12 protein-coding genes are annotated in these 10,843 nt (G+C 42.9%); 9 read left to right on the plus strand and 3 right to left on the minus strand.

What is annotated here, in order from left to right:
* Positions 1 to 70 precede the first annotated feature (70 nt).
* Together ACJAZP_RS13295 and ACJAZP_RS13300 are read right to left on the minus strand one after the other, a co-directional pair.
* Positions 71 to 772 (minus strand): haloacid dehalogenase type II, encoded by a 702-nt coding sequence (locus tag ACJAZP_RS13295; RefSeq protein ID WP_415231224.1) that lies wholly within the window; start codon positions 770 to 772, stop codon positions 71 to 73.
* Positions 773 to 840: 68 nt separating this feature from the next.
* Positions 841 to 1,503, minus strand: coding sequence for a DsbA family oxidoreductase (locus tag ACJAZP_RS13300; protein WP_415231225.1), 663 nt, complete (start codon positions 1,501 to 1,503; stop codon positions 841 to 843).
* 340 nt (positions 1,504 to 1,843) lie between these two features.
* On the opposite strand from ACJAZP_RS13300, the gene ACJAZP_RS13305 reads away from it, so the two are divergent.
* The 4 genes from ACJAZP_RS13305 (at position 1,844) to ACJAZP_RS13320 (ending at position 4,456) form a co-directional block, all read left to right on the plus strand.
* The gene (locus tag ACJAZP_RS13305) at positions 1,844 to 2,359 is read left to right on the plus strand and encodes a GNAT family N-acetyltransferase (protein WP_415231226.1); all 516 of its coding nucleotides are present in this window, start codon (positions 1,844 to 1,846) and stop codon (positions 2,357 to 2,359) included.
* A gap of 249 nt (positions 2,360 to 2,608) precedes the next feature.
* On the plus strand, positions 2,609 to 3,298 hold the full coding sequence (locus ACJAZP_RS13310; RefSeq protein WP_415231227.1) for a VIT family protein: 690 nt from the start codon (positions 2,609 to 2,611) through the stop codon (positions 3,296 to 3,298).
* Positions 3,299 to 3,341: 43 nt separating this feature from the next.
* Complete coding sequence (locus ACJAZP_RS13315; protein ID WP_415231228.1) at positions 3,342 to 3,917, plus strand: cytochrome b/b6 domain-containing protein; 576 nt, start codon at positions 3,342 to 3,344, stop codon at positions 3,915 to 3,917.
* A 137-nt stretch (positions 3,918 to 4,054) separates the two neighbouring features.
* The gene (locus tag ACJAZP_RS13320) at positions 4,055 to 4,456 is read left to right on the plus strand and encodes an NUDIX hydrolase (protein ID WP_415231229.1); all 402 of its coding nucleotides are present in this window, start codon (positions 4,055 to 4,057) and stop codon (positions 4,454 to 4,456) included.
* A gap of 151 nt (positions 4,457 to 4,607) precedes the next feature.
* Here ACJAZP_RS13320 and ACJAZP_RS13325 read toward each other — a convergent pair whose 3' ends face one another.
* Entirely contained in the window at positions 4,608 to 5,540 is a 933-nt protein-coding gene (locus ACJAZP_RS13325; protein ID WP_415231230.1) for a bile acid:sodium symporter family protein, read from the minus strand.
* Between the two features lie 579 nt (positions 5,541 to 6,119).
* Here ACJAZP_RS13325 and ACJAZP_RS13330 point away from each other — a divergent pair.
* From ACJAZP_RS13330 to ACJAZP_RS13350, 5 genes are all read left to right on the plus strand, one after another.
* Positions 6,120 to 7,436 (plus strand): DUF2254 domain-containing protein, encoded by a 1,317-nt coding sequence (locus tag ACJAZP_RS13330; protein ID WP_415231231.1) that lies wholly within the window; start codon positions 6,120 to 6,122, stop codon positions 7,434 to 7,436.
* A gap of 374 nt (positions 7,437 to 7,810) precedes the next feature.
* The gene (locus tag ACJAZP_RS13335) at positions 7,811 to 8,143 is read left to right on the plus strand and encodes a YnfA family protein (protein ID WP_415231232.1); all 333 of its coding nucleotides are present in this window, start codon (positions 7,811 to 7,813) and stop codon (positions 8,141 to 8,143) included.
* Between the two features lie 157 nt (positions 8,144 to 8,300).
* Positions 8,301 to 8,726: a GFA family protein gene (locus ACJAZP_RS13340; protein WP_415231233.1), complete on the plus strand. Its 426-nt coding sequence runs from the start codon at positions 8,301 to 8,303 to the stop codon at positions 8,724 to 8,726.
* A gap of 278 nt (positions 8,727 to 9,004) precedes the next feature.
* Complete coding sequence (gene pfkA, locus ACJAZP_RS13345; RefSeq protein WP_415231234.1) at positions 9,005 to 9,967, plus strand: 6-phosphofructokinase; 963 nt, start codon at positions 9,005 to 9,007, stop codon at positions 9,965 to 9,967.
* 87 nt (positions 9,968 to 10,054) lie between these two features.
* Positions 10,055 to 10,450 (plus strand): DUF3465 domain-containing protein, encoded by a 396-nt coding sequence (locus tag ACJAZP_RS13350; protein WP_415231235.1) that lies wholly within the window; start codon positions 10,055 to 10,057, stop codon positions 10,448 to 10,450.
* Positions 10,451 to 10,843: the final 393 nt, after the last annotated feature.

Consider the following 10,843-nt stretch of genomic DNA (forward strand, 5'->3'; position numbering starts at 1 on the left):
CTATCCTTGTGATTATTGAGTCAACTGGTTGGTTGAAGTCACCAGTATTGTTAAATGAGTTATTGATGCCTTACAAATCCCCAACAAGCAGTTCAACTAGCTCGGTCAAATCGCGTGTGACAAAATCCGGCTGAGGAACATTTTCAGCTATCAGTAAGTTGTTGTTCGGGCGGGTAATAAAAGCACCGGAACAGCCTGCCGCTTGTGCGCCGATAGTGTCCCACAGGTGGCAGGCAACCAGACATACCCGATCAAGTGGAACCGCCATTTCCTGTGCTGCATAACGGTAGGTTGCCGGATGTGGTTTGAATGAGCGTAGCGTTTCTATGCTGAATTGGCGTTCGAAAAATTCTGATATTCCCGCTTTTTCCAACAATGTTGGTGATTGTGTCGGTGCCGAGTTGGTGAGTGTTGCCAGACGAAATCCGGCCGCTTTTAAGCGTTGCAATGCCGGTATAACCTCGGGATGCGCAGGAAGATTTCCAAGCAGCTCTTTGAATTCCAAAAGATCATCGTCGCTGATCGAAATATGATGGTTAGCAGCAACCATTTTAAGAGTGCCGACGGCAAGATTAGCAAAGGGTTCATAGAGACCGGAAACGGTCATGGTTTGCGAATAGAGTACAAGTTCGGCAAACCAGTTACGCAGCGCCAATGGATTTTTGAAAACCCGCAAGAAAAAAGGTTCAAGGGTGGTGATATCGAGCAATGTCTCGTTTACGTCAAAGAGCAGTACTTCTATATTGTCAGTTTTGTTGTCAGTTTTTTTCATTTTATGGGCCTTGAATTATTCATTGATTAGCGTTTGCTCAATAGTGATGGTCGGTAATGACCTAAAGATTACAGCCCGGCGAACTCTTTTAGCGCCTCTTTGTAAGCGCTCTGCGGGTGTGCACCTGTCATCGCGCTGCTGCGATTAAAGATAACCGTTGGTACTCCGGAAATCCCCTGTTGCTGCCAGTAAGACTCTTGTTTTAACAGATCGCTTCGGCGTTTGCTATCATCCAGGGCTAACGCCGCAGCGGCAGGATCTAGGCCTACACTTTGAGCCTCGGTCAGCAAGACGGTACGATTCGATACATCCTTATGCTCGCTAAAAAAAGCGGCAAACAAACGCTGCTTTAACTGATGCTGCAAGCCATGTTGATGAGCAAAATCCAGCAACAGATGCGCATCGCGGGTGTTAACCATCTTCATCTCTTCAAAGTAATCAAATTCAAATCCATACTCAGCGCCAAGAGCACTGATATTATCGCGGGCTTTGTCACTGTCTTCGCGCTTAGCGCCGTATTTGCGCAGCACATGGGCGCGCAGGTCTTCGCCTTGCTCGGGCATGTCGGGGTTCAGTTCAAAGGGCTGCCACTCAATTTCTACCCTATCCTGCAGGCCCAATTCATTAATGGCAGCCTCCAGGTGTTTGTAGCCTACGATGCACCATGGGCACACAACATCGGATACAATATCTAACTTGATCCTGTTGTTTATCTTAATATCATCATTCATTATATTGCTCCTCTTATGCTATTACTCTGAGGACACTATAAACATATATGAACAGTCGTTCAAGGATGTTTTGAGCGATCGTTCATATGAATTATTAAGGAGATAAATAAAAAGTATCTTTTGTGACTATATTTTCAAGCAACATCGAAAACACAATTTAGCCTACCGCTTCCACTCTAATACCGAGAAAAAACAGGTTAAAATCTTTAGTCGCCAGCAAGCAATTACAACTCATTAAAAAAGCACAGTTATTTTTAGTTTTCATTTATAATGCAAAAATAAAGCCAAGCTACGCAGCAATTAAGCAGCAGTTAAAGAGAGCATTGCTCTTCGAGGGTACATGGAAATTCGCAGAATAAAGTATTCAGATTTGGGCGGCTTTGTGGCGCTATGGGATGGCGTTTTTAAGGAGGGTAAATATTTAAGCAGCCCGCCTCCGCCAGCGGGTGGAATAGGCCCGGTTTTACAAAAAGTTGAAGCTCATAAAATACCGCAGTTTGTTGCTATTGTTGAAAATGAATTAGTTGCCAGTGCTGAAGCATTCCCCGGCGATATGTGCGGGCTTAAAGGAGAGAATAGTTCGCGAATTGGCGTGGTTGGCGTGCATGTGAGGCAGAGTATGCGTGCTATGGGAATTGGAAGATCTTTGTTGGAAATGCTTATCGCTGACAGTCACAGATACGGCTATTCAAAGTTAATACTAGAGGTTTACGAATCGAACCAGCCCGCCAAAAAACTCTATGAATCATTTGGTTTTGTTTATAACGGCTTTGGCCGTGATGTGGTGTTCCCCTCCGGTCTGAAAGTACGCAGTGAACGTATGTATTTGCTGTTAGACAAAGGTAATAAAATTTAAAAAAAGGTTGGCTTATCTAAGTTTAAATTGTTCCGTTCTTTGGTTTATAACTGCCCATCTTTTTTTCTCTGTCTTGCCACAATCATTCATTTACCTTGTAAAATATAAGTGATTGATTAATAAAAATTCGAGGCGTAATCTTATTGTATATATTTAATGGGCGGTATTTATTGTGAAAAATTTTTTATGATCATAATGAATTATTGCAGCTAATAATCAGTCGGCCGCAACAATCCACAGAGGTACTCTATGAGTCGCCATGAAAAACACAAATCACACCGAGTAGGATGGTTACGTGCTGCCGTTTTAGGTGCAAATGACGGCATCGTATCGACAGCCAGTCTGATTATTGGTGTTGCTGCTGCCAGTAGCACTCAAGACAATATTCTCCTTGTTGGCGTTGCCGGATTAGTTGCAGGCGCTATGTCTATGGCGGCTGGTGAGTATGTATCCGTCAGTTCTCAATCGGACACAGAAAATGCCGACTTAGCGCTTGAAAAAAAATCTTTAGAACATGATTTTGAATTCGAAAAAGATGAACTCGCAGAAATATATGAAAGCCGAGGGCTTGATCCTGTTTTAGCAGTACAAGTTGCGCAACAGCTAATGGCCCACGATGCGCTGGGGGCACATGCGCGAGATGAGATTGGCATCTCAACGAGTGCAACTGCTCAGCCGGTTCAAGCTGCTGTTTCTTCTGCCTGTACGTTTACGGTTGGTGCTGCACTGCCATTATTAGTCGCTTGGGTGATACCCGGGCGCTTTTTAATATCTGCCGTCGCCATTCTATCGCTTTTATTTTTGGCGCTTCTTGGCGGGCTTGCGGCGCGTGCGGGTGGTGCTTCAATGACTATCGGTGCTTGTAGGGTGACATTTTGGGGTGCGCTCGCAATGGCACTAACGGCAGGTGTGGGTCGGTTCTTTGGTGTAGCCGCCTGATACATTTACATTATTAATTCTTAAATATTATAGTAGGTATTAAATGAAGATATATAACACCGTAATGGATTACATGAGGGAGCATCAAACGCCATTAATTAGAACCCTTCATATGACAATTATCTTTCTAGTATTAAGTCAGATAATTGTGAGTAACTTTATGGATGTTAATAGGGCAGGTGAGATAAGTACAAATACGGTCGAGTTTTACGGTACCTGGCTTCATATTATACTTGGGATTTCTCTTTTCCCGGTCGCCATTATTTTTCTTACTGTGGAATTAAAGCGCCATGGGCTTAAATATTATTTCCCCTATCTATGGAGAGAATTCACCCAACTGCGTAATGACATTAGCCTGCTGTTAAAATTTAAACTACCTGAATCAAGTCCCTATGGTTTGGTCGCGATCATTCAAGGATTGGGGCTTGGCGCTTTATTTTTAGTTCTGTTTTCCGGTTTTCTTTGGTTTATTACCTGGTACGTCGGTTTATCATGGTCTTATAACCTAAAAGATTTACACGAGCTTTTTACCGGATTAATTCAGGCATACCTTATTGGCCATGGTGCTATGGGGGTTTTGCATATTTACTTATATGCAAGGGCACAGAAAAATGGCTGATAGGATAAGGTGATTCTACCTTCAAAAGTGGCGCGGCGAAGTGAGGGAAGCGCTAAAAATACTGCTGTCGTATTAATGTGGCGGGTCGATTCAATACGTCCTAGTCTTAATAAAATCACCTTTCATAGGGAGTCTTTGTGAAAAAAGAAATTGATAAATTAGCCTGGTTGTACATTCGCGATGGCAAGCTATTGAGTGCCCGCTCAAAGAATAAAGAACTGTTCTATATTCCAGGCGGTAAACGTGAGCAAGGGGAGTCCGATCTGCAAGCGCTGACACGTGAAGTTAAGGAAGAAATTTCAGTTGAATTAATCCCGGCTTCAATCAAATACGCCGGAACATTTAAAGCGCAAGCTGATGGGAAAAACAGCGACACTATGGTTAAGTTAAGCTGTTATTTTGCAGACTTTCAGGGAGATCTTTGTGCTGATGCAGAAACACAAGAAATCGATTTTATAAGTTACCAAAATAAATCCCTTTGTTCCCTTGCTTCAATTAAAGTGATGGATTGGCTTAAGAGTCAAAATTTAATAGGGTAATACGCATAAAAAAGGCCTGATTAATCAAATTACTCTTGAATTTGCATGTTCAATAAAGATTTTTAGAACGTGAGGTAAAATGTCCCCCTAATTCGATAGTTGAGTCATTAAGGTGGCCGTTATTCAAAACCTAGCCACCTTTGGGACAGTGTTATTGAGTTATAGTGACATTTTCACGACGGCTCTGCTCTTTTGACCAGTAACCAGCAAGTAGCGAACCACTGATGTTGTGCCAGACTGAGAATATTGTTCCGGCTATTGCTGCAGCAGGAGCAAAGAATTTCATTGCTAAAGCTGTTGCTAGACCAGAGTTTTGCAGACCAACCTCAAAGGCGATGGTTCTACAAACACTCTCCTCAAAACCCAATTTCTTCGAAACGAAGTAGCCGCTAAGCAGTCCCACCGAATTATGAAGTACAACAGCAAGTGCGACCATTGGGCCAATTTCAACGAGCTTGCCCGCATTCAGAGCAACCACTATGGCAATAATTATAACGATTGCAGCCATCGAAATTACAGGTAGTGCGGCGCCTATCTTTTCAATTTTTTTATTAAACAGACTGTTTAAAATTACACCGGCTAATACAGGCACCAGCACTATTTTTATTAGACTCATAATCATAGCGAAAACTGGAATATCCACTGCTTTACCCGCTAATAGTTCAACCAATAAAGGTGTCAACACTACACCCAAAAGCGTACTGATAGCTGTCATAGTAATAGATAACGCAACATCACCCTTTGCCAAAAAGCACATCACATTACTACTGGTTCCGCCAGCAACACAACCGACAAGCACCAGCCCAACGGTTAGGTTGGCATCAAAATTTAACAGTGTCGCAAGACCCAGAGCCACTATCGGCATAACACTGAACTGCAGGACAACGCCAGTTACAACGGCTTTAAAGGAACTAAGTACATTAACAAAATCAGATGCTTTTAATGTCAGCCCCATTGATAACATAATGATGATTAACAAAGGCACAATAGCCGACTTTAAGCTGGTAAACAGATCTGGTTGAAAGAATGCCAGAACAGATAGCAATACCGCCCATACGGGAAACAAATTAGTAATTATTTTCATTATAAAAAAAGTCCATTTAGTTGGTTAAGATTTTATATTATTGCATAGATTAATTTGTCTGCTATTAGATACTGTTATATAAATTTTTTATGTTGTGGCTAAGTGGGTGACTGCAAATTTTTTGGAGTGTTCTGCCCTTGACTGCGGCTAGACGCTGAGATATCTAAACGTGGTTTCGCCGTTCGATGGGTCATGCTTCTCAACAGCCAGAAAACAAGCTCAATGAAGTTTTATTTCACCAAGGGCTTGAGTTGATTACAGCGTAACACTCAATGGTAATAGGTTTTTTCGGTTCTATAATGATAATGACGACCGAGAGTAAACATCGTATATAATTGACTCCTTAGCCGAGCATGTTCTTTATTTTTTTAAAAACAATGTGTTATGAGAAGGTTGAAGATGTACATATCTTTACGCTCTTATGTTTCTCTATTCAGATTTTCATCCCATGGCTCGCTAATTTGTTCGCCATTAGATATTTTATAGATATTATCGATATGTTGCACACAAATAGATCCAACAGGGAGATAGCTTCACTGTGATCTAATAAAACCGTTAAACGGCGCAAAGGAGATTAAGATGCCCTTTATCATTTCGGTGGACCGTGTCCGGTTTCACCTGAATCGGTTACGCGACCGGCTTTGGGTAAGGCCTTTGGCTGTTTGCCTGTTATCGATCGCGGCGGCGTTCGTCGCAAAACTCGCGGATGGCACTAGGTTGACGCAACTCGTGCCGCTGATCACCGCGGACTCTATTGAGACGCTGCTGTCCATCATGGCTGCGAGCATGTTGGTTATTGCCACCTTTGCAGTGGCATCAATGGTGTCGGCTTATGCTTCGGCAGGTAGCACCGCAACGCCGCGCGCATTCACTTTGGTCGTCGCCGACGACGCATCCCAAAATGCTCTTTCTACCTTTGTCGGGGCATTCATTTTCAGCATAGTGGCACTTACCGCGGTCAAGAACGACTATTTCGAGAGGGCTGGTATTTTTTTCCTGTTCGTCCTGACGCTGATCGTATTCGCTATGGTCATTATTAAGTTTGTCCGCTGGGTTGACAGCATCGCTCGGCTAGGACGATTGAGCACGACGATCGATAAGGTTGAAAAGGCGACCGTAATGGCCCTGAAGCGGCGACGTGATGCACCAACCCTAGGTGCTATGCCGGTCCAGTCACTGACGCGCGGACAAGCTGTGTTCGCAGTAAGGGTAGGTTATGTGCAGCACATCGACATTGGCGCGCTGCAGGCATGGGCGGAAAAAGCTCAGATGCGGGTGGTGGTTGCTGCGCTGCCGGGCACGTTCGCCGCCCCTGATCAGGCACTGGCATACGTCAGATCCCAGTCAGATGAGCAGACTGAAATTGACTGCGATCCTGTTATTAAGTCATTTTTGATCGGAGACGATCGCCTTTTTGATGACGACCCGCGATTTGGTTTAGTGGTGTTGTCGGAGATCGCCGGTCGTGCATTGTCGCCCGCGGTCAATGATCCCGGCACTGCGATCGATATCATCGGCACTTTTCTGCGGCTCTTTGTTCTGTGGAATGAGCCCGCGACGCCCGGAGATGAGAATAGCCCGAAGTACAACCGCGTAGAAGTGCCAGAGATATCGCTGCAGGACATGTTCGATGATGCTTTTACAGCGATCGCCCGTGACGGTGCTAGCGTGGTCGAAGTATCTGTGCGGCTACAAAAAGCGCTGCGCTCTCTTGCATCGCTTGATAATGAAAAAATGCGTGATGTTGCTGAATCTCACGGGAGTCTGGCGCTGAATCGGGCGCGAGTTGGACTGGTTATGGCGGATGACCTGACGGCCGTAATAAACGCGGCAAAGTCCGCGGAGCCAGTCACGTCCTCAAAAACTCAAGACGCTGGATCATTGGATCGGGAATGAGAATGCATGATTCTCAGTAGATGGCGCTTAATCGAATAGCGGTATTCGAATTTTTAATCTTGAGAGAAAAATCAAAGATCTCACTCTTACTACTCTTATCATTCCTTATGCTAAAGGAATTTATCGATCAAGAAAAATGTAAACTAAGATGCTAGCCGAATTCGACGGTTTCACCGCGAACCGTATCTCCGCCATTGAAGGCAGAATAAATCTATATCCCCTCTGTCATTAATTCATTTTGTAAAATATAACTAATTGATTAATAAAAACTCGCAGTGTAGTGTTTATCTTTATTATGAATTTTGTTGGGCCGCATTTCTTGTGGATATAAATAATTTTCCAGCTAAGAGTCTGTTAAGCACACAAGGTCAATTATGGAAACTCTAAAAGTTTTTGGCATTTTTACTGTTACTGCTGTGGCAGAAATAGTCGGTTGTTACCTCCCGTATCTGTGGTTGCGGCAAGGCCATTCAATTTGGTTACTGATACCTGCCACATTCAGTCTCGCAGCCTTTGTCTGGTTACTGACATTACATCCTGAAGCCGCCGGGCGAACTTACGCGGCATACGGCGGTATTTATGTTTCGGTCGCATTAATGTGGTTGTGGTTAGTAGAATCAACTCGTCCAACAATGACGGACATAGTGGGTGTTTTAATTTGTATTGTTGGTATGGCTGTCATCATGTTTGGTCCGAGGCCTGCTTAACAAAAAAAATCATTGCAGGCGCTGACACGTGAAGTTAAGGAAGAAATTTCAGTTGAGTTAATCCCGGCTTCAATCAAATATACAGGAATATTTAAAGCGCAAGCTGACGGAAAAAACAGCGCGTTAGATTTTTACCCGAATTTAGGAGTCCTACACAATGTCTGAGTTGATTGAAAATACAGCCAGCTGTCTATGTGGCGGCGTGGAAATAAAGGTTAGCAATATCAATCCTAAATTCACCGTGTGTCATTGTGATACCTGTAGAGCGTGGGGCGGAGGTCCTTTTTTTGCCGTTCAGTGCGGTACTGAGGTGGAAATTAAAGGTGCTGAAAATATCAAAGAATATAAGTCATCAGCCTGGGCTACGCGTGGTTTTTGTTGTCATTGCGGCACACATTTATTTTACAGATTGAATAAAAGTGGCTGTTATAATATGCCTGTTGGTTTATTTTCAAAGATTAATAATTTTGTCATGACTATGCAATATTTTAGTGATCAACGGCCCGACTATTACTGTTTTTCCAATCAAACGCAGGAAATGACCGAAGCTGAAATTAAAGCTTATTTTGCATCGCAAATTTAAGCAAATATTACCGCTGTGTTGTTTAACTATTGAAAGGGTGGTTGTTTAACTGCTTGATGGTATGTGTCTTTAAAATTAATCGCTAACCTTTGAATGTCCGGTCTTTTTTCTTTTCGACTTGATGCAGGAGATGACTCAAAGAGATGTTAATCTCGACGCAAAGCGGTTTTATTCGCTCTATACTCAATTTTAAAATAACAAAATAGGTGGTGTTATTTACTGTGACATTCACTCAAACCTAAATTGAAAAACGATGAATTTATATATTGGAGGCTGCAATGATCAAAAAAATAGGTGTTTTAACAAGTGGTGGTGATGCACCCGGTATGAATGCGGCAATCCGCGCCGTGGTACGAGAGGGTTTACATCTTGGTTTAGAAGTCTATGGCATCTTTGATGGTTATGAAGGTCTGCACCAGGGAAATATTAAGCAGCTCGACCGTAACTCTGTTTCCGATGTCATTAACCGCGGTGGTACTTTTTTAGGCTCAGCTCGTTTCCCTGAATTTAAACAAGAAAAAGTGCGTGAAGAAGCCATTGAAAATCTTAAAAAATACGGTATTGATGCCTTAGTTGTTATCGGTGGTGACGGCTCATACATGGGGGCTAAAAAACTCACCGAAATGGGTTACCCCTGTATCGGTATTCCTGGCACTATCGATAATGATATTCCGGGTACAACCTTTACTATCGGTTTTGATACCGCACTGAACATTGTGGTTGAAGCCATTGACCGTTTACGTGATACCTCTGCATCACACAAACGTATCTCGATTGTTGAAATCATGGGTCGTTACTGTGGTGATTTAACCTTAGGTGCAGCCGTTGCCGGTGGTGCTGAATTCGTTGTGGTTCCGGAAAAGGCCTATGACGAAGCTGAGTTGCTCGAGCAAATCAAAGCCGGTATTGCTAAAGGTAAAACGCACATGGTTATTGCGATGTGTGAGCACGTAACCAAGGTTGATGAGCTTGCCAAGCATATTCAAGCGGCAACGGGCCATGAGACACGGGCAACCATTTTAGGGCATATACAACGTGGCGGCACACCTACCGCCCGGGATCGCATTTTGGCCAGTCGTATGGGATCTTTTGCTGTTAAGTTGTTACTGGAAGGTCAAGGCGGTCGCTGCATCGGCATTGTGAACTCGCAAATGGTTCACTATGATATTATTGACTGTATCAACAATATGAAACGACCTTTTAACCAGGAATTATTTGATCTGTCGGACTCTTTATTCTAATAAAAAATCATACTTTTGTTTAATAAAATAGTCTTGTAGCTTGCCGTATATAAAGTGCAGGCTGTTCAAACATTAAGGATTATAAAAATGAAACGAATGCTGGCAAGCATCATAATATTATTGAGCATTCTCTCATTTCCAGTTTGGGCGAATGATGCTCTCTTAAAGCAAGCCTATCAGTCACGGCAAAGTGATCTTCAAGTGCAAGGGCAAGGAGAAGTGATTAAAATTCTTGCCGATGATAATTATGGATCGAAGCATCAGAGGTTTATTCTGCGCTTAGTGAACCGCCAAACTATTCTGCTGTCCCATAATATCGACCTGGCGCCAAGAATACCCAATTTAAAAGTCGGGGATTGGGTTGAATTTTACGGTGAGTATGAGTGGAACAGTAAAGGCGGCGTGGTTCATTGGACGCATAAAGATCCTCGACATTCACACGCTAACGGTTGGTTGAAGCACCTAGGTAAAAAGTATCATTAATTCAGCTGACAATTTATAACACATTGACTCATAACACATTGACTCATAAAACATTGACGCATAATGGCGGTTATCATTTTTTGTGAAAATAAAAACAGCTTATACCAAAAGCATTAAATTTATGAGCAGTTGCTTCAAAGGAAAAATTTACGCTCGCAAAGCCGTCGGTATGATTTTGAATAGTAAATCAGATCACTTTATAAATGCGTTTGATATAGTGTTATCGGTAGGGTGCATTCTATGCACCGCGGGCAGCGAAAATCGGTGCATAGAATGCACCCTACGAGCTATGCGTTTGTTGTCATGGTTGGTGCTAGTTGGCGTTCAAGTAAGACAGCCATTAAATTTATGATCAATTTTAAATAGTAAATCAGATCACTTTATTAATGCGTT

Origin of the sequence: Psychromonas sp. (genome assembly GCF_047632955.1) — a bacterium.
Taxonomy (GTDB): domain Bacteria; phylum Pseudomonadota; class Gammaproteobacteria; order Enterobacterales; family Psychromonadaceae; genus Psychromonas.

Bases quoted from the DNA above. Each gene is read 5' to 3' on its own strand.
- ACJAZP_RS13295 (WP_415231224.1), bottom strand. From the start codon at position 772: ATGAAAAAAACTGACAACAAAACTGACAATATAGAAGTACTGCTCTTT.
- ACJAZP_RS13340 (WP_415231233.1), top strand. From the start codon at position 8,301: ATGTCTGAGTTGATTGAAAATACAGCCAGCTGTCTATGTGGCGGCGTG.
- ACJAZP_RS13310 (WP_415231227.1), top strand. From the start codon at position 2,609: ATGAGTCGCCATGAAAAACACAAATCACACCGAGTAGGATGGTTACGT.
- ACJAZP_RS13330 (WP_415231231.1), top strand. From the start codon at position 6,120: ATGCCCTTTATCATTTCGGTGGACCGTGTCCGGTTTCACCTGAATCGG.
- ACJAZP_RS13300 (WP_415231225.1), bottom strand. From the start codon at position 1,503: ATGAATGATGATATTAAGATAAACAACAGGATCAAGTTAGATATTGTA.
- ACJAZP_RS13305 (WP_415231226.1), top strand. From the start codon at position 1,844: ATGGAAATTCGCAGAATAAAGTATTCAGATTTGGGCGGCTTTGTGGCG.
- ACJAZP_RS13315 (WP_415231228.1), top strand. From the start codon at position 3,342: ATGAAGATATATAACACCGTAATGGATTACATGAGGGAGCATCAAACG.
- ACJAZP_RS13325 (WP_415231230.1), bottom strand. From the start codon at position 5,540: ATGAAAATAATTACTAATTTGTTTCCCGTATGGGCGGTATTGCTATCT.
- ACJAZP_RS13335 (WP_415231232.1), top strand. From the start codon at position 7,811: ATGGAAACTCTAAAAGTTTTTGGCATTTTTACTGTTACTGCTGTGGCA.
- pfkA (WP_415231234.1), top strand. From the start codon at position 9,005: ATGATCAAAAAAATAGGTGTTTTAACAAGTGGTGGTGATGCACCCGGT.
- ACJAZP_RS13350 (WP_415231235.1), top strand. From the start codon at position 10,055: ATGAAACGAATGCTGGCAAGCATCATAATATTATTGAGCATTCTCTCA.